Genomic DNA, 20,417 nt, shown 5'->3' with positions numbered 1-20,417 from the left:
TCAAAGCAATCATAGAGTCTCAGCATTGTTTCTTGTATCCTGCCTTTACTGGACTCACTGGTTAGCGATGTTAAACAATGAAAATTGATCTTAATTTGTTACCGCTTTTTCTGGCGGTCGCCGAGGAGCGCAGCTTCAGCGCTGCCGCCGGGCGGCTGGGCATCACCCGTTCCGCTGTCAGCCAGGGGATAAGACGTCTCGAAGATGGGTTTCAGACCCTGCTGGTGATGCGCACCACGCGCTCAGTAAGGCTCACCGAAGCGGGTGAACGGTTGCATAAATCGTTGCTGGGGCCCATCGCCAACATTGAGGCGGCCTTTGACGATGTCACCTCGGACAGCATGCCGCGCGGACAGCTCAGGATCGCTGTCACCTCAATAGCGGAAGCGTTTCTTTCTGGCCCACTGCTCGCCTCGTTTGCGGCAGCGCATCCTGCGGTATCGCTTGATGTCTTCGTGTCAGATGAGGAATTCGATATCGTGGCAGCGGGCTATGACGCTGGGGTGAGACTGGGCGAAGTTATCGAAAAAGACATGATCGCGATTCCCCTTACGGGCCAGCAGCGTGAACGGGTGGTGGCTTCACCTTCCTATCTGGCGACACACAGCGCACCGGCGCATCCCCGTGAGCTGGTCGCTCATCGGTGTATCGGCTGGCGCCCTTCCCCGGACGTTGCCCCCTATCGCTGGGAGTTTGAGGAAGCAGGCGTCCCTTTCGATGTGGCAATTGAACCACAAATAACCACTAACGATCTGCGTCTTATGCTCAGCCTCGCGCTGGCCGGCGGTGGCATAACCTTTGCCACCGAGGACACCTTCACACCGTACATTGAATCAGGACAGCTGGTTTCCTTACTGGATGCGTTTCTTCCATCTTTTCCTGGTTTTTATCTCTATTTTCCCCAGCGCCACAATATGGCCCCCAAGCTCAGAGCCCTGATCGAGCACATCCGCCAGTGGCGACAGCTCCCCGCCACGCAACCCACACAGCGTTGAATGGTTCCAACCCTGAATGCAGATTTTCCTCAATCTGCTGCGTCCCTTTGATGAGCATCAACGACAGCACGTCATTACCATGGAAAATGACAACGGACACGATGGGCAGGACTTCACACAAGGATGGAACCTTAAAATGTACAGACCAATAGTCGTTATCCTCTTTATTCTTCTGACGCTCGCCGCATTGATTGAAATAGGGATTATCTCTTTCGGCTAAACCTCCCCCCTCAGAAAGGCCTTTTTTTCGGCCTTTTTATTTATTAAATATGTGAAGCCGGCAGTTTATTTTTATGCGTAGCAGAATATAAACCCGATCTGAAAATATATTTTATTAATGCGATCCCTTGAGATATATCATACAGCAGATAATTTACCCTAACTTAAATCGCAATTAAGCAGCCATTAACACTCGCTTAAACCATTATTAAAACCTATGTTTTCAGTATTATTTAACTCTCACTTCTGCCGCTACCTAAGCCGCATCGCCTGTACGCCAGCGCTACTGCGGCGCGGCCAGCATAGCCAACAAAATATATTCACGCTATCAATTAATTTTCTCTGCAATCACAGTGCAGGGTTTACAGACACTTAATTTGCACATTCAGTTATTTATAGCTATATCATTTTTACAGCAAAATAAATTAATACCTGCACAAATAATAAGGCTTATAAAACACGAAAATATAAATAAATAACAGTTTCTCATGTAAATAATTAGCTTCGCCCTGATGTTGCCACGTTGATTGCTGGCGGGTCTCGGTCGCTCTAAAGAAAGCAACGGTAAATACTGTTTTATTCACAGTATTTTCGCCGGGAGCGCCCTCATCCCTTCAGAAAATATGGCCACGTCTGACACGCCGTAAACAATAACTCTGCTGGAGTAATAACTGTATGAGCCAAATATCTGTTATATCTAAATTAACTGGCGTGGAAACGACCACGGAAGGGACACAGATAACACTCGATCACTCCTCAATCGTTAAACTTAACGTGGATCGCGCCGACATCTCAGGTTACTCCCGCAGCGGAAACGATCTGGTGATTACCCTCCACTCGGGCGAAGTGATTACCCTTAAGAATTTCTACGTCACCGACGCGCAGGGCGTGAGCCAGCTGGTGCTTGAGGAGAGTGACGGTGCGCTGTGGTGGATTGAAGATCCAACCGGTGCCGCCACCTATGAATCCATCGCCTCCACGGACGCCCTACTGGCGGCGTCAGGGAATGATACCGGCGGCGCCGCAGCGTGGCCCTGGGTGCTGGGTGGCCTGGCCGTCGCAGGTGGGATTGCCATTGCGGCGGGAACCGGCGGTGGAGGCGGCGGAGATGACGATAACAACAGCCCGAACCCCGGCAATCCGGGAAATCCTTCCGAGCCAGATACCACGCCTCCGGATGCCCCCACCAATCTACAGGTCTCACCTGACGGCAAAACCGTCACCGGTACCGCTGAGCCGGGCAGCACGATTACCCTGAAAGATGCCGATGGCAACACCATCGGAACGGGCAAGGCGGGCAGCGACGGGAAATTTACGATTGATCTCGGTACGCCGCTCACCAACGGGGAACAGATCACCGCCACCGCCACCGATCCGTCCGGCAATACCAGCCAGGGCGGTCAGGTTACGGCACCGGATCTCACCGCGCCGGACGCCCCGGCCAATCTGGAGGTCTCCTCTGACGGCAAAACCGTCACCGGTACCGCTGAGCCGGGCAGCACCGTTACCCTGAAAGATGCCGATGGCAACACCATCGGAACGGGCAAGGCGGGCAGCGACGGGAAATTTACGATTGATCTCGGTACGCCGCTCATCAACGGGGAACAGATCACCGCCACCGCCACCGATCCGTCCGGCAATACCAGCCCGGGCGTTCAGGTCACGGCACCGGATTTAACCGCGCCGGATGCACCCGAGATTGTCACCGTCAATGATAACGTGGGCGCCGAAACAGGCCCGCTGAGCAACGGACAACGCACGGACGATGCGCGTCCGACGTTCAGCGGCATCAGTGAAGCAGGCACCGTCATTACCTTCTATGACAACGGGAAACCGATTGGCACCGCCACAGCCGATGCCACCGGGAAATGGAGCTTTACCCCGTCGACCAACCTGTCTGAAGGCAACCACGCCATTACCACCACCGCGACCGATGCCGCAGGCAATACCAGCCCGGCGTCCACGGCGGTAACCTTCGTGGTCGATACCGTCGCGCCTGGCGCGCCAGCGATCGTCAGCATCACCGATGATGTTGCGCCTGGCACCGGCACGCTCGGGAGTGGAAGCAGCACCAACGACCCACGGCCACAGCTCACCGGCACGGCGGAAGCGGGCTCGACGGTCACCATCTATGATAACGGCATTGCCATTGGCACAGCGGTTGTGGGCAGTAACGGAAGCTGGAGCTTTACGCCGTCGGTGAATCTGAGCGAAGGCAGCCACCAGCTTACTGTGCGCGCTACCGACGTCGCCGGTAACACTGGCCCGGCCTCGCCGGTCTTTACCGTCACGGTAGATGTCACCGCGCCGCAAACGCCTTCCGGATTTATCATTAACGACGATACGGGCGTACTGAAAGGGGCGATCGGTGCCGGGCAATTTACCGATGCCTCAGAGCCGCGCCTGACGGGCAGAGGCGAACCGGGCAGCACGATCACGGTTTACGATAACGGCGTTGTTATCGGCACCACCACCGTTCTGCCGAACGGTACCTGGAGCATCACGCCGACGAGTCCACTGGCAGAAGGCACACACTCGATTACCCTGCGGGAAACCGATGCGGCAGGCAACCAGAGCGGTCTGTCTCAGCCGATCAACTTTACCGTCGATCTTACGCCGCCAGACATGCCGGTTGCGACGCTCAACTCCGCAGGCACCCAGATCACCGGTACCGCCGAGCCGGGCAGTAAAATCGTCATCACCAACAATGCCGGGCTGCAAATCGGGACCGCCACTGCCGACAGCAACGGCAACTATGTCGCCAACCTGAACCCTGCGCAGACCAACGGTGAGATTATCTCCGTGGTCGCCTCCGATGCCGCAGGCAACCAGAGCTCACCGGCGCTGGTTAACGCAGCGGATATCACCCCGCCTGCCGCACCGGGCAACCTGGTGGTGGCGGAAGACGGGGCCAGCGTCAGCGGAACCGCCGAGCCAAACAGCACAATCATCATTAAAGCGCCGGACGGTACGATCATCGGCCAGGCCACCGCCGGTCCGGACGGCACCTTTACCATCCCGATTTCGCCAGCCCAGACCAACGGCGAAGCCCTTGAAGTGACGGCCACCGACGGCAGCGGCAACACCAGCCCGTCTGGCTTTGCCGACGCGCCAGACAGCACCCCACCGCTGGCGCCGGAAAACGTGGTGATCTCTGCCGACGGCACCACCGTAACCGGTACAGCCGAGCCGGGCAGTACCGTCACCATTCGTGAAAATGGCGTGAAGGTCGGGGAAGCGGTCGCCGACGATCAGGGGAATTTCAGCGTAGATCTGATCCCGCCGAAAGCCAACGGCGAAGCCCTGACTGCCGATGCCACTGATACCGCCGGAAACACCGGTCCGACCGCGCCGTTTGACGCGCCGGACATCACCGCAGCACAAACCCCGGTCATCACGGGCGTGGTGGATGATGCACCCGGCATCACCGGTCCTGTCAGCCAGAACGGTCTCACCAACGACAGCACGCCAACCATCAACGGAACGGGCGAGCCTGGCACCACCATCACCCTCTACAGCGGTACTACCGAAATTGGCACCGCAGTCGTGTCGGCGAACGGTCAGTGGTCCATCACGCTGGAAACCGCGCTACCGGACGGCGGGCACGTACTGACGGCGACGGCGGTTGACGCCAACAACAACCTCAGCGGGACATCGAACACCTGGAGCATTACGGTGGATACCGCCGCGCCGGGCGCGCCAGCCATTACGCAGGTCATTGATGACGTACCGGGCCGCACGGGTGCGCTCGACAGCAATGAAACCACCAACGACACGCTCCCGACGCTGAACGGTACCGGCGAGCCGGGCTCCACCGTGACGATCCGTCTGGACGGACAGGATATTGGTACTGCCGTTGTTAACAGCGGTGGCGCATGGACCTTCACGCCCACCACCCCGTTAGTGAACGGGCAGCATACCTTCACCGTCGTCGCGAGCGATGCGGCCGGTAACGCCAGCGCACCATCAGCCGGCTTTACCCTTACCGTCGATACCACCCCGCCACCGGCAGCCACCATTGACACCGTCTCCGATAACGTGGGGCCGGTGCAGCTTCCGCTTAACAGCGGGGACACCACCGACGACACGCTGCCGCAGTTGCAGGGAACCGCACCGGCAGGCACCACCATCACGATCTATGACGGGACCACCCTGCTCGGTACGGCGGTGCTCGACGGCAGCGGCGGCTGGAGCTTTACGCCAACCACGCCGCTGACGGACGGCCCGCACTCGCTGACGGTCCACGCAACGGATGAGGCGGGTAACACCACCATTTCGCCGCCGTTTGAACTGGCGATCGACACGACCGCGCCTGCAACGCCGGATATTCCTGAGATCACCGTCAACCCGGACGGCGGCACGCCGGGGACGGCCCTGAATCCTGGGGAGACCACCCGGGATACCACGCCAACCCTGAGCGGCTCGGGCACGCCGGGGGATACCGTGAACATTTACGATGGCGCCACCAAAATTGGTGAGGCCGAGATCGATGGCGACGGCAACTGGAGCTGGACGCCCACCACTCCGCTGCCTGACGGCACCTACGATCTCTCCCTGACGGTCACTAACCAGGACAGCGCCGGGAACGAAAGCGCGCCGTCCACGCCGGTGACCATTACCATTGATACCGACGCGCCTGACCAGCCGGGAACCCCAACGGTGACAGACAGCGTAAGCCAGATCACCGGCCCCGTGCTGGATGGCGAATCCACCAACGATCCGCGTCCGGTCCTGAGCGGCACCGGTACGCCGAATGACCTCATTACCATCTATGACCAGGTGGGTACAGGCGAGCCGCAGGCCGTGGGCAGCGTTACGGTGGACGGTAACGGTAACTGGAGCTGGCGTCCTGAGAGCAACATTGGCGAAGGGACGCACGAATACACGGCGACCGCCACCGATGAAGCCGGGAATGAATCTGTGCCATCAGCCGGTATCACGATAACGGTCGATACCCTCGCCCCGGATACTCCGGTTATCAGTGCCATTGGTGGCGTGCAGAATGGCGAGTCTACCAACGACACTACGCCAGGCATCGGCGGAACCGGCACCACCGGCGAGACGGTGATCATCTACAACAACGGCGTGGAAGTCGCGCGCGTTGAGGTCGTCAATAATGAATGGTCCTATACCCTGCCGACGCAGACCGACGGCCCGCTGAATATCACCGTCGCCGCGGTGGACGAGGCCGGGAACGTGAGCCCGATAAGCCCGGTCTTTACGGTGGAGGTTGATACCCAGGCGCCAACCGTGCCGCAAATTGACGCCGTCTCTGACAGTCAACTGACCAATAGCGTGCTTTACACCCGCGACGGTACGCCAACCCTCACCGGGATCGGCGAGCCGGGTTCGAACGTCACCGTTTCTGTTGATGGTGTCGCCTCGCCGGTGGTCGTGGAGGTTCAGCCGAACGGGACATGGTCCTGGACCGCCGACCCTGCGCTGACCGAGGGGCCGCATACCTTCTCCGTGGCCGCGAGTGACGCGGCGGGAAATACCTCCGCCAGCTCCGGGGATCTCAGCGTAACGGTGGATACCCTGCCGCCTGCAACGCCAACTAATATGACCATTGCCGCGGAGGGCACTCCGCTGACCGGGACGGCGGATGACGGAACCACGGTGACGGTTAAAGACGCCAACGGCAATATCATCGGGACCGGGGTCGCGACGGGAGGCTCCTTCTCCATTGCCCTCTCCCCGGCCCAGTTAGATGCCACTACGCTGACGCTCACCGCCACCGACCCCGCAGGCAATCTCAGCCCATCAACCACCTTTGACGTGCCGGACTCTCCGCTCGATCTGCCTGCGGTACCGGTGATTACGGCGATCAACGATGACGTCGATCCCGTCACTGGTGATGTGAAAGATAAAACCACCAATGACGTCACGCCTACCCTTACCGGCACCGCCGATCCGGGTAGCGTGATCGCCATTTATCAGGATGGGGTGCTGGTTCCGCTGACCAACGTTGTTGCAGATACCAACGGCAACTGGAGCTACACGCCGCCGTTGCCGCTGACGGAAGGGCCACATACCTTTGCCGTGACCGCCACGAATACCACCACCGGCGCGACCAGCGGGCAGTCGCCTGTCGCGACCGTCACCGTCGACCTTACCGCCCCGACAGCGCCAGCCATCGGTGCGGTGACCGATGACGTAGGTCCGATCACCGGCCCAATCGCCGACGGGCAGAGCACCAACGACAACCGTCCTACCCTGACCGGGACAGGCACGGCGGGGGACACCATTACCGTGTACGATGACGGCGACCCGCTGGGCACCGTTGTTGTCGGTCCGACCGGCACCTGGAGCTACACGCCGCCTGCGCTGGACGACGGCAGCCACACCCTGACCGTGACCGCCACCGACCCGGCGGGCAATGAGAGCACCCCGTCGGCCGGGATCACCATTGTGGTCGACACCGTCTCCAACACGCCGGTGATTACCAGCGTGACGGATAACGCAGGCAATGCGGCAACGCCTGTCCCAAGCGGCGATCCAACCAACGACACCACGCCAACCCTGACCGGTACCGCCGAGCCGAACAGCGTCGTCGCCATTTTTGATGGCGCCACGCAGATTGGTACGGTGGCGGCAGACGGTACCGGCGCCTGGACATTTACTCCTGAAACCGCCCTCGGAGAAGGAACGCATGACTTTACCGTCAGAGCGACGGATCCGCAGGGCAACGTCAGCCAGCCGTCCGGCGTCTGGAGCATCAATATCGATCTGACGGCGCCACAGGTGCCGACGATCGATACGGTCAGCGACAACGCTCCGGGTGGCGTAACCGGCCCGCTTACCGCCGGGCAGGTCACCAATGACACCACGCCAACCCTGAGCGGCACCGGCCAGGCGGGCACCACCATTCACGTTCTGAATAACGGCGTGGAGATCGGTACCACTACAGTCGACGGCAACGGTAACTGGTCCTTTACGCCGGATCCGGTTCTGACAGACGGGACGTATAACCTGCGCGTCAACGCCAGCGATGATGTCGGAAACGTCTCCGCCAACTCGCCAGTGTTCGCCTTTACGGTGGATACCACTGGCCCTGCGGCCCCGGTGGTCACCACGGTGATAGACGATGTCAGCCCGGGAACGGGAATCATCGCCAGCAACGGTTCCACCAACGACACCCGTCCAACCTTCAACGGTACGGGGGAAGTGGGCGCAACGGTGCACGTTATTGTCGATGATGTGGAAATCGGCACGGCGGTCGTCAACGCCCAGGGTAACTGGACCTTCACGCCGACCACCGCGCTCGGTGAAGGGCCGCATACCATTACCTTCAACGCCACCGATGCCGCAGGCAATACCGGGGTCACCTCGCCACCGTTCAACCTGACGGTGGATACGTCGGTGCCCGACGCACCGGTCTTTACCCCTGCCACCGACAATGCCGGTCCTGTGCTGGGCCCGGTCGCCTCGGGACAAAGCACAGACGACACCACGCCAACGCTGAACGGCACCGCGGCAGCCAACGCGACCATCACCATCTATGAGAATGGTCAGCAGGTGGGCACCGCCGTGGCTGATGCCAACGGCGTATGGAGCTTCACCACCGGCACGCTGGCAAACGGCAGCCACACCTGGACCGCCACGGCAACCGATGCCGCGGGCAACGTCAGCCCTGCCTCACCAGGCTTTACGCTGGTTGTGGATACGACTGCGCCTGCCGCGCCGGTTATCACCCAGGCGATTGACGATGTTGGCACCATCACCGGGGCGATTGGTTCCGGCCAGACCACGAACGATCCTCTCCCGCGTCTGGTGGGGACCAGCGAGCCGCTGGCCACCGTGAATATCTACGAGGGCACGACGCTGGTGGGCACCGGTACTGCCGATGCTAACGGCAACTGGACCGTGGATATCACCGTGCCGCTGGGCACCGGGTCACACACCTTTACCGCAGAAGCAACGGATCAGGCGGGGAACACCGGCACGCCGTCCGCCAACTTCAGCCTGACCATTGACACCACGCCGCCAGCGCTACCGGTGCTGACCAGCATCACCGACGACGTCGGTAACGCTGCGACGCCTGTCGCCAACGGCGGGTTAACCAACGATGCCCGACCAACGCTCACCGGTACGGCAGAAGCTGGCGCGACGGTAACCATCTATGACAATGGGGTACAGATTGGCACTGCGGTCGCCACCGGCGGCGCGTGGAGCTTTACGCCGTCCACCCCGCTGGCTGACGGGCCGCATAATCTGACCTTCTCCGCCACCGACGCCGTGGGCAACGCCAGCGCGCAGACCGGGGGTTACACCATCAATGTGGATGCCACCGCCCCTGTCGCACCGGCAATCACCTCGATTGTGGATGATGTGGGAACCGTCACCGGCTCTGTCACCGGCACCAACCCAACCAACGACACCCGTCCGACCTTAAACGGTACGGCGGAAGCCAATGCCACCGTACGTATCTACGACGGCACGACCCTGGTGGGAACCGTCACTGCCGATGCCAACGGCAACTGGACGCTGCCGCAAACCAGCACCACGCTGACCGAAGGCGCGCATAACTTCACCGCCACCGCCACCGATGCCGCGGGCAATACCAGCGCGCCATCGCCGATTATCACGATCAACGTGGACCTGACGCCGCCAGCAGCCCCAACCGGGCTGGCGGTGATCACCAACGGGACGCAGGTTACCGGTACGGCGGAAGCGGGAAGTACCGTCACCATCACCAGCAGCACCGGAACCGTGCTTGGTACCGCCGTCGCGGACGGCAGCGGAAACTTCAGCGCCACCCTCACCCCTCCACAGACCGGCGGGGAGTCACTGATTGTCTTTGCTACCGATAAGGCCGGTAACGCGGGTATCACCACCTCCGTGATTGCCCCGATCACCACGATCCCGAACGCGCCGGTTATCGCAAACATCGACGATAACGTCGGCACCGTGACGGGCAACCTGACCAACGGGAAAACCACCGATGACACCACGCCAACCCTGAGCGGCACGGCGCAGCCGAACGCGACCATCACCCTCTACAACAACGGGGTGCTGATGGGCACGGTCACCGCAAATGCCAGCGGCAACTGGAGCTTCACCACGCCGGTGCTGAGCGAAGGGCCGCATGCCTTCACCGCCACGGCGAGCAACGGCTCGGGCACCAGCCCGATTTCCACCTCGACCACCGTCATTGTCGATCTCACTGCGCCAACGGCCCCGACCGGGACCTTCAACGCAGACGGCAGCGTACTGACCGGTAGCGCCGAAGCGGGCAGTACCGTCACCATCCGTCTGGCGGATAACTCAACGGTCACCGCCACGGCAGACAGCAACGGCTCCTGGAGCTACACCTTCCTCAATAAACAGACGGAAGGCCAGACGCTGCAAATCACCGCCACCGACGCGGCAGGCAACGTCTCGCTGCCCGGCTCAGCCCTTGCGCCGGTGGTGCCGCTCTCAGCCAGCACCAACGTTGAAGAGCTGGCGCTGACGACCAGCGCAACGGTGACCAACTCGCAGTACAGCGACTATGGTTTCCTGCTGGTGGGCGCCGTAGGTAACGTGCTGACCCTGCTCGGCAACGACACCGCGCAGGTAGGTTTCACCGTCGGCAGCGGCGGCAGTGCGGATATTGCCGTGAACGCCAACGCCACGGGTGCCGTACTCTCCCTGCTCAATACCCTTGAGCTGGTGGTACAGCGCTTTGACGCCGCCAACAACACCTGGACCACCGTGGTCGACACCGGACAGCCGCAGTTCGCTGACCTGCTGACCCTCGGCGCGACGGGGGTGTCGCTGAACCTGACCGGCCTGGCGGATGGTCAGTATCGCGTCCTGAGCTACAACACTAACCTGCTGGCAACCGGCTCTTACACCAGCCTCGATGTGGCGGTGAAAGAGACCAGCGCAGGCACCGTGTCCGGCGAGACCAGCGTTGTCGGGAACGTCATCACTGACGTGGACCCAACCGCAGGCAGCGACAACGCCCCGGCGGGCACCACCGTCACCGCGGTCACCAACGCCCAGGGCACCACCACCAGCGTCACGGCCGACGGCACGGTGATTCAGGGGCAGTACGGCACGCTGACCATCAACCTGGACGGCAGCTATACCTATAACCTGACCAACACCAGCGCCGCCGTCATTGGGCGCACGGAGAACTTTACCTACACCATCACCCACAACGGCACCAGCGCCTCGGCAAATCTTGTGCTGTCGCTGGGCGAAGGCACCAGCAGCAGCGGTATCGTGGCCGTGGACGATACCGCCTCGCTGACCTTCGATACCACCGTGGAGGCGATCAACAACGGCACCTCGTCGCAGGGCGGCTTTACCCTGGTGGGGATCAACCTTGGCAATACGCTGGGGCTGAACCTGCTGGACGATCTGGCCAACCCGATCATCTATAACGTGGAAGAAGGCACCACCCGCACCATGACCGTTCAGGCGTCCGTGGGCGGCGTGGCGCTGGCCTCGGTGTTCGACCTCTACATCTATAAGTTCAACAATGCCACGCAGACCTTCGAGCAGATGCGCGTTGAACCCGGCTGGCTGCGCGCGCCGCTGCTGGGCGGCACCTCTTCGCAGCTGACACTGAATCTGCCCGCCGGTGAGTACCTGTTCCTGCTCAATACGGCGGCGGGGATCACCGCGCTGACGGCCTACACGCTGAACGTCTTGCAAGATCATGTCTACAGCGTGGCAAGCGTGAGTGAGAGCACCACCGGGGATGTGCTGGCGGATGATATTGCGCCAGCGGGTACCGTGGTCTCCGACGTTAACGGCGTGGCGGTGAACAGCAGCGGTCTGACGGAAATCACTGGCGAGTACGGTACGCTGCGGATCAACGCGGCCGGGGAGTACACCTACACCCTGGACAGCGGGGTCGGCGCGGACCATATCAGCACGCCGGATACCTTCGTCTACACCATCACCGCGCCTGACGGCTCGAAAGACACGGCATCGCTGAACATCACCCCAACCGCGCGCCCAATGGATGCGGTAAACGATGTCAGCACCGCGATGGACGTCACGTCGGTTCACCATACGTCAACCTATACGGATAACTCCGTCGGCACCGCCAGCTGGACTACCGCCCTGTTGGGGTCAACGCAGGGCAGCGGAAGCGGAACCTTCGTGGTGGATGCAAACACCGCGCTGCATAACGCCTCGCTGCACTTTAACGTGGCCTCGCTGCTGTCGCTGGGCGGGCTGACGGTGAACTGGTCAATCACTGACGGGACGAATGTGATTCGCAGCGGCTCCTTCAGCGGAGGCTCACTGCTGGGCGGCAGCATCGACGTTCCGCTGACCGGGCTGGATCTCAACGCCGGGACCTATACGCTGAACTTTACCGGCAGCGTACCGGGGCTGAGCGTGGGGAACATCACCATTACCCCAAGCGTAAACGGCACGACCTACTCCCTGTCGCAGTACGACGCGACGGGCACCCACACCGTTGACGGCAATATCTTCGACGGCACCGGCTCCGCAGGGGCGATGGACCAGCTGCACTCGGTTGATACCCGCGTGAGCATCACCGGCTTCGACGGCGTGACCACCACGCTCGATCCGTACACCGGCAGCACGATGTCCAACATCACGGGTCACTACGGGACGCTGGCGATTGCCGCTGACGGCAGTTACACCTATACCCTCAACCCGGGGATCTCGCTCTCTACCATTACCAGCAAGGAGGTCTTTAACTACACCCTGACCGATGCCAACGGTGTGAAAGATACCGCGTCGCTGACCATTGACATGGCGCCGAAATTTGTCAGTTCGGAGCATAACGATGTGATTAGCGGCACGGCCTACGGCGACACGCTGATTTATCAGGTGTTGAACAATACGGCGGGTAACGCCACCGCAGGTAACAGCACGGGCGACCACTGGACGAACTTCTCCCTCACGCAGGGAGACAAGATCGACATTGGCGATCTGCTGGTGGGGTGGAACGGTAGCGCGTCGACGCTGGGGAACTATGTCTCTGTTTCACAAAGCGGTAACAATACTGTGATCTCCATCGACCGTGACGGCACGGGAGCCGCCTACACTAAATCTACGCTCGTTACGCTGGACAATGTTCAGACCACCTACGACGAGCTTGTAAACCAGCAACACATCATTACCTGATAGCACCTGCAAGAAATGACCCGGGCGCGCACAGCGCCCGGGCATAAACAATAAAGCAGTACTTTTTTATTAGGGACAAGACATGGGAAAGAAGATGCCTTACTGGTGGCTCTCGTGCTGCCTGATATCTGTGCCCGCTATCGCGGCAAACCCTGCGGCGATGATTAATACCGGACAATTAAGCGAAACGCAGGAACTCCCCTCTTTAAATGGCCGCGTGGCGCCCGTAGCCAGCAAAGCCGCCCCCGGCACGCTACAGCTGAATGAAGCGGTTAACCGCGCCGTGACCTGGCATCCGGCCATCAGTGAAGCCGTCGGCAAACTCTATCAGCAGAGCGAAAATGTGGACGTCGCCAAATCAAAATATTATCCACAAATTAACGCTGGCATGGATAACGGCTATAGCCACGACGGCGACGATAATGGCTTTACCCCCTCGCTGGTGCTTTCTCTTTCGCAAATGCTGTACGACTTCGGCAAAGTCGCAAGCCAGGTGCGCGCCGAAAACGCGGGCGTCGCCCAGCAGCAGGCCAACGTGCTGGTGAGCATCGACACCATCGCCCACGATACCGCCATCGCCATGGTGCAGGTGCAGACCTGGCAGCAGATGGTCGAGACCGCCAAAGAACAGCTGGATGCCCTGACCTCCATCGGCACCCTGACGAAACAACGTAATGATGAAGGCGCAACGTCACTCTCTGACGTGGTGCAGACCGACGCCCGCATCGAAGGGGCGCGTGCGCAGCTGATGCAGTATCAGGCCAGCCTCGACAGCTCGCGCGCCACGCTGATGAGCCTGCTGGGCTGGGACAGCCTGAACGCGGTCAGCAATGACTTTCCGCAGAGTCTGGCCCGCAGCTGCGACATCGCCGAGCCGGACGATCGTCTGGTGCCCTCGGTATTAGCGGCCTGGGCGCAGGCCAACGTCGCGCAGGCTAATCTCGACTATGCCAACGCGCAGATGACCCCTACCGTTTCGCTGGAGCCGGAAGTTCGTCACTACCTGAACGACCGCTACGCGGGCAACGAAACGCGGGACCGCACCCAGTACTCCGCGTGGGTAAAAGTGCAAATGCCGCTCTATCAGGGCGGCGGCCTCACCGCACGGCGTAACGCCGCCGGACACGCGGTGGAATCCGCCCAGTCCACCATTCAGCGCACCCGTCTTGAGGTGCGGCAAAAGCTGCTTGAGGCGCGCAGCCAGGTGATGAGCCTGATGAGCACGCTTCAGATCCAGGGCCGTCAGGAAGCGCTCAGCGCCCGCACCCGCGAGCTGTATCAGCAGCAGTATCTCGATCTCGGTTCCCGCCCGCTGCTCGACGTGCTCAACGCCGAGCAGGAGGTGTATCAGGCGCGCTTTACCCAACAGCAAACCGCCGGACAGCTGCATCAGCTTCAGTTGAACTGTCTGTACAACACCGGGCGCCTGCGTCACGCGTTCGATCTTGAAAACCGCACCATCCAGACCGTGGAGATCCAGCCATGAAGCAACGCGATATCCCGCAGGGTGAAAACATGACGGATGAGGCGCTGGAGCAGTGGGCGCAGGCGTTTGGCTATGTGGCGACGCGCTATCGCGTTGCCTGTTCGCCAGGCTCGCTGATCGCGGGCGCGCCGTGGCTGAAAGGCAAACCGATGGTGCCCGCGCTGACGCAACTCGCCCGTGAAGCCGGGCTGACATTCCAGCTGCTGACGGCCGATCAGCACGCCATCAACAGCTGGCGTCTGCCGGTAGTAGTGGAGCTGAACGACGGTAAAATCGGCGTGATCGACAATTTCGACGGCGAGGATACGCTTGAGGTCAGCTTTTTCGACGACAGCACGCACACCAACCGCCTGTCGATGAGCGCGATGCTGCCTGCCATCCGCCACGTCATCGCCCTGCGTCCGCTGGCGGCGCTGAAGGACAGCCGCGTGGATGCCTATATCTCAAAATACCGCCCGGACTGGCTCTACCGGCTGGTGATGCGCGACCTTCGCCCTTACAGCTGGGTGATGCTGGCGGCACTGTTCATTAACGTGCTCTCCCTCTCGGGCATCGTCTTTTCCATGCAGGTGTATGACCGGGTGATCCCCGCCCAGTCCTATCCGACGCTCTATGTGCTGACCATCGGGGTGCTGATCGCCACGCTGTTTGGTTTTGTGCTGCGCGTGGCGCGCGGACACATTATGGATCTGCTGGGTAAACGCTCGGATCTGCGCGTCTCGGATCGGGTGTTCGGCCACGCGCTGCGGCTGCGACACAGCGCCATTCCGCGATCCACCGGCAGCTTTATCTCCCAGCTGCGCGAGCTGGAGCAGATCCGCGAGATGGTCACCTCTTCCACCATCTCCACCATCGTCGATCTGCCGTTTTTTATCCTGTTTGTGATTGTGCTGGCGATCATCGCCCCGCAGCTGGCGTGGATCGCCCCGGTGGCGGCGGTGATCATGGTCCTGCCAGGCCTGCTGCTGCAAAAGAAGCTGGCGGAGCTGGCGAAGCAGTCGGCGCATGAATCGACCCTGCGCAACGCGGTGCTGGTGGAGAGCGTGCAGGGGCTGGAGGACATCAAGCTGATGCAGGCGGAGAACCGCTTTTTGCAGCAGTGGAACAGCTATATCCAGATCACCGCCGAATCCGGCTTGCGCACCCGCGAGCTGACGCAGAACCTGATCAGTTGGGGGATGACCATTCAGAGCCTGGTGTATGCCGGGGTGATCGTGGTGGGCGCACCGATGGTGATCGACGGCACCTTAACCACCGGTTCGGTGGTGGCCGCCTCAATGCTCGCCTCACGGATGATCGCTCCGATGGCGACGCTGTGCGGCGTGCTGGCCCGCTGGCAGCAGGTGAAGGCGGCCAAAGAGGGGCTGGACAGCATTATGCAGCTGCCGACCGAGAATCAGCGCGAAGAGACGCCGATCCGTCAGGACGTGCTGCGCGGACATTACCTGTTCGAGCAGGCGCAGTTCCGCTATCACCCGGAAGATCCGCGCATGGCGCTGCGCATTAACCGACTGGAGATCAAAGCGGGCGAGAAAGTGGCGATCCTCGGGCGCAACGGCGCGGGCAAATCAACCCTGTTGCAGGCGATGGCGGGCGGGATGGATCTGGCGGGCGGTGAACTGCGGCTCGACAACCTCAGCCTGCCGCATCTGGACGTGGCTGACGTGCGGCGAAACGTCGGCTTTATGACCCAGAACGCCCGGCTGTTTTACGGCACTCTGCGCGAGAACATCACGCTCGGCATGCCGCGCGCCACCGATAAAGAGATCTTCGAGGTGCTGGAGATGTGCGGCGCGGCCAGCTTTGTGCAGAAGCTGCCGAAGGGGCTGGATTACCCGATTATGGAGAACGGCGTCGGGCTGTCCGGCGGGCAGCGGCAGTCCATCCTGCTGGCGCGGATGCTGCTGCGCGACCCGAATATCGTGCTGATGGACGAACCGACCGCCTCTCTTGATGAACACACCGAGCGGGAATTTATTCAACGTCTCGGCGCGTGGCTTGGCAACCGCACGCTGATTGTCGCGACCCACCGCGTGCCGGTGCTGGAGCTGGTGGAGCGAGTGGTAGTACTCAAAGATGGCATGCTGGTGATGGATGCGCCAAAAGCCCAGGCACTGAACAACAGCCGTATGCAGCAACAGCAGCAGGCAACCGGACGGGAGTGGAAAAATGAAAATCAGTCAGCGTGACGTTGCCGCAGTAGAAGATCTGGATAACGCGCTCGACTCCGAAAGCGGTTATACCGGTGCCCGGCGCATTGTTTTCTTCTCCCTGCTGATGTTTGTGGTGCTCGGCGTCTGGGCGTGGTTCGGGGTGCTGGACGAAGTCTCAACCGGCACCGGGAAAGTGATCCCCAGCTCACGCGAGCAGGTATTGCAGTCGCTGGATGGGGGCATCCTTACCGAGCTGAACGTGCACGAAGGGGATCAGGTGCAGGCCGGGCAGGTGCTGGCGCGGCTGGATCCTACCCGCTCGGAATCCAACGTCGGCGAAAGCGCGGCGCGTTACCGGGCATCGCTGGCCTCCAGCGCGCGTCTGTATGCCGAGGTGAACGATCTGCCGCTCAAATTCCCGCCGTCCCTGGCGAAATGGTCCGACCTGACCGCCGCTGAAACGCGGCTCTACAACTCGCGCCGCGCCCAGCTGGAGGATACGCAACGGGAGTTGCGCGCCGCGTTAGATCTCGCGAACAAAGAGCTGGCGATCACCCAGCGGCTGGTGAAAACCGGGGCCGCCAGCCACGTGGAAGTGCTGCGCCTGCAACGGCAGAAAAGCGACCTGGAGCTGAAGCTCACCGACGTGCGTTCCCAGTATTACGTGCAGGCCCGTGAAGCGCTGTCGAAGGCCAACGCCGAGGTGGATATGGTGTCAGCGATCCTGAAAGGCCGCGAGGATTCCGTTACCCGTCTGACGGTGAAGTCTCCGGTGCGCGGGATCGTGAAAAACATCAAAGTGACGACGATTGGCGGTGTGATCCCGCCCAACGGTGAGCTGATGGAAATTGTGCCGGTGGACGACCACCTGCTGATTGAAACCCGCCTCTCGCCGCGGGATATCGCCTTTATCCACCCTAATCAGGAGGCGCTGGTGAAAATCACCGCCTACGATTACGCGATTTACGGTGGGCTGCACGGGGTGGTGGAGACCATTTCGCCGGACACTATTCAGGACGAAGCGAAGCCGGAGGTGTTCTATTACCGGGTGTTTATCCGTACCAGCCAGGATTATCTGGTGAATAAGGCGGGCAGGCACTTCTCGATCGTGCCGGGGATGATAGCGACGGTGGATATTAAGACCGGGGAGAAAACGGTGCTGGATTATATGATCAAACCGTTTAACCGGGCGAAAGAGGCGCTGAGGGAGCGGTAGTCAAACGCCGGGTGGCGGCTGCGCCTTACCCGGCCTACTTCTGAGAGCTGACGCTGCTGTATCAGGTTACAGCGATATCTTCAAACGTCGAACCGCTTCTTTAAGCTGCTCATCCGTTGGGGTAACGAAAGACATGCGTAGCGTGGTATGGTCCGGCTCGTTGCAGTAGAAGAACTCACCCGGCACAAACACGACGCCGTTGCTCAATGTTTTTTCCAGCCATTTCGTCGTATTGATGCCGTTGTTCATTTTCGCCCACAGGAACATGCCGCCCTTTGGCTTGTGGAACGACATCACATCGCCCAGCTCCGCTTCCAGTTCCGTTGCAAAGGTCTGGTATTTCTGGCGATAGGCTTCGCGGATCATTTTAATCTGATTCGCCAGACGACCGGTTTTCAGATACTCGTACGTCATCAGCTGCGACAGCGTGCTGGTGTGCAGATCGGTGGTTTGCTTGAGGTTCACCACCGCGCGCTTCAGCCACTCCGGCACCAGCACCCAGCCCACGCGGGTGCCCGGCGCGAGGATTTTAGAGAAGGTGGAGGTGTACACCACGTTATCCTCATTGCCGATATCTTTGGCATGGGCAATCAGCGGGCGGAACGCTTCGTCGGTGTAGTTGATCTCGCTGTACGGGTCGTCTTCGATAATCACGAAGTCATAGCGCTTCGATAATTCCACCAGCTGTTTACGACGCGCTTCGGAGAGCGTTACGCCGCCCGGGTTACCAAAGGTTGGCACGATATAAACCGCTTTGATGGTTTTGGTGGCTACCAGCGCTTCAAGTTCATCCACTTTCATGCCGTCGCCGTCGGTGCCGACGGATTCAAATTTCGCCTGCGCCAGGCCAAAGACCTGCAACGCGGCGAGGTAGGTAGGCCGCTCCACGACGACCGTATCGCCCGGGTTAATTAACGCCCGCGCCAGCACGTCAAGCGACTGTTGCGAGCCGGAAGTAATGACCACGTCATCGGCTTTACAGGCGATGCCGCGACCTTCACAGATGCGTTGGATCTCTTCGCGCAGCCCCGGGACGCCTTCCGTCAGGCCATACTGGAACGCTTCGCCAAAATGCTGAGACAGCACGGCATCAGCGGCGATTTTTAAACCTTCATGATCGAACAGGTCCGGATTTGGAATACCGCCACCCAGCGAAATCACGCCTGCCATTTTGCTATGTTTTAATAATTCACGGATGGCAGAGGATTGCAGGCCCTGCGCGCTGCTGGCGAGTTTGTTTGCAGACATTCTTTACTTACCTTCTTTTTTTATATTGTGCCCAATCTTAGCAGAATATGGGCAATAAATTCCGTTAGCTTAGGCAGCGGCCGCAAATCCTGACGCCAGAGTAAATGCACCGGCCTCGGCGCGGGCGTAAACGCTTCCAGAACCCGAACCAGCCTGCCGCTCGCCAGCTCTTCCGCCACCAGCACTTCCGGTTGCAGCAGGAGCCCTGCCCCGGCTCGCGCCGCTATGCGTAAGCCGTAGCCGTCATTGCATCGTAAGACGGCATCACGCTTCCAGCGCACTTCGCCTTCCACTCCCGGCAGCCGCCACTCGTTACGCGCCGTCCATACCGTGTGCGACAGGCACAGGTGATCCACCAGATCGGCTGGCGTTTGCGGCGTACCGTGACGCGCCAGATAATCCGGCGCGGCGCAGATCACCATGTTGTAGGGACACAGGTATTTCGCCACCAGGTCCTCATTACGGATCTCCCCGATGCGAATGGCCAGATCGACCCCTTCCTCTACCAGATCCACCATTCGGTTGGTGAGATCCAGTTCGATGCGCACTTCCGGGTAGCGCTGCAAAAACGTGGCCGTCAGAGGGGCGATAACGCAGCCGCCAAACGAGGTAGGCGCCGTCACGCGCAGGGTGCCGGCGGGCGTGGCTCGCAGGCGCTCAACCGCGTTTTCAGCAATCGAGACCTGCTCCAGCACGCGCCTGGCCTCTTCGAAATAAACGCGTCCGGCATCGGTCAGGCTCTGGCGACGGGTGTTGCGCTCCAGCAGCCGCGTGCCGAGCTGCGATTCCAGCTGCGCAATATACTTCCCGACCATCACCGCCGACATCTCCAGCCGCGCCGCCGCGCCGGTAAAGCTGCCGCTTTCCACCACCGCGATAAACGTCTCCATGCCGCGAAGCTTATCCATATTCCAAACCTCTGGTTAGCAATCTTCTAACATCAGCCCAGTTTATCTGAATTTTTATTTATTAAAGAATGAAGGCTCACAACATAAGGAGTC

7 protein-coding genes are annotated in these 20,417 nt (G+C 60.5%); 5 read left to right on the top strand and 2 right to left on the bottom strand.

The features are described 5' to 3' along the window. Positions 1 to 77: 77 nt before the first annotated feature. The 5 genes from RHN82_RS15110 to RHN82_RS15090 all read left to right on the top strand — a co-directional run bounded on the left by RHN82_RS15110 (position 78) and on the right by RHN82_RS15090 (position 18,168). Positions 78 to 995 (top strand): LysR family transcriptional regulator, encoded by a 918-nt coding sequence (locus RHN82_RS15110; protein WP_023323641.1) that lies wholly within the window; start codon positions 78 to 80, stop codon positions 993 to 995. Positions 996 to 1,889: 894 nt separating this feature from the next. Beyond that, positions 1,890 to 13,313, top strand: a complete 11,424-nt coding sequence (locus RHN82_RS15105; RefSeq protein WP_310398353.1) for a BapA/Bap/LapF family large adhesin — start codon at positions 1,890 to 1,892, stop codon at positions 13,311 to 13,313. A gap of 82 nt (positions 13,314 to 13,395) precedes the next feature. Next, on the top strand, positions 13,396 to 14,799 hold the full coding sequence (locus RHN82_RS15100; protein WP_048981646.1) for a TolC family outer membrane protein: 1,404 nt from the start codon (positions 13,396 to 13,398) through the stop codon (positions 14,797 to 14,799). Next, the gene (locus RHN82_RS15095; RefSeq protein WP_017692801.1) at positions 14,796 to 16,988 is read left to right on the top strand and encodes a type I secretion system permease/ATPase; all 2,193 of its coding nucleotides are present in this window, start codon (positions 14,796 to 14,798) and stop codon (positions 16,986 to 16,988) included. The genes RHN82_RS15100 and RHN82_RS15095 overlap by 4 nt, the downstream gene beginning before the upstream one ends. Then, on the top strand, positions 16,969 to 18,168 hold the full coding sequence (locus RHN82_RS15090) for an HlyD family efflux transporter periplasmic adaptor subunit (RefSeq protein ID WP_048981645.1): 1,200 nt from the start codon (positions 16,969 to 16,971) through the stop codon (positions 18,166 to 18,168). Before RHN82_RS15095 ends, RHN82_RS15090 begins: the two co-directional genes overlap by 20 nt. Before the next feature lie 66 nt (positions 18,169 to 18,234). On the opposite strand, the gene RHN82_RS15085 is transcribed toward RHN82_RS15090, so the two are convergent. Both RHN82_RS15085 and RHN82_RS15080 read right to left on the bottom strand, forming a co-directional pair. Continuing rightward, entirely contained in the window at positions 18,235 to 19,416 is a 1,182-nt protein-coding gene (locus RHN82_RS15085) for a PLP-dependent aminotransferase family protein (RefSeq protein ID WP_048981644.1), read from the bottom strand. Between the two features lie 20 nt (positions 19,417 to 19,436). Further along, positions 19,437 to 20,324: a LysR family transcriptional regulator gene (locus RHN82_RS15080; RefSeq protein ID WP_048981643.1), complete on the bottom strand. Its 888-nt coding sequence runs from the start codon at positions 20,322 to 20,324 to the stop codon at positions 19,437 to 19,439. Positions 20,325 to 20,417: the final 93 nt, after the last annotated feature.

The sequence above is a fragment of the Enterobacter cloacae complex sp. EB5 genome (assembly GCF_031432835.1).
GTDB lineage: Bacteria > Pseudomonadota > Gammaproteobacteria > Enterobacterales > Enterobacteriaceae > Enterobacter > Enterobacter hormaechei_C.
This window is presented reverse-complemented; position numbering and strand designations above follow the sequence as displayed.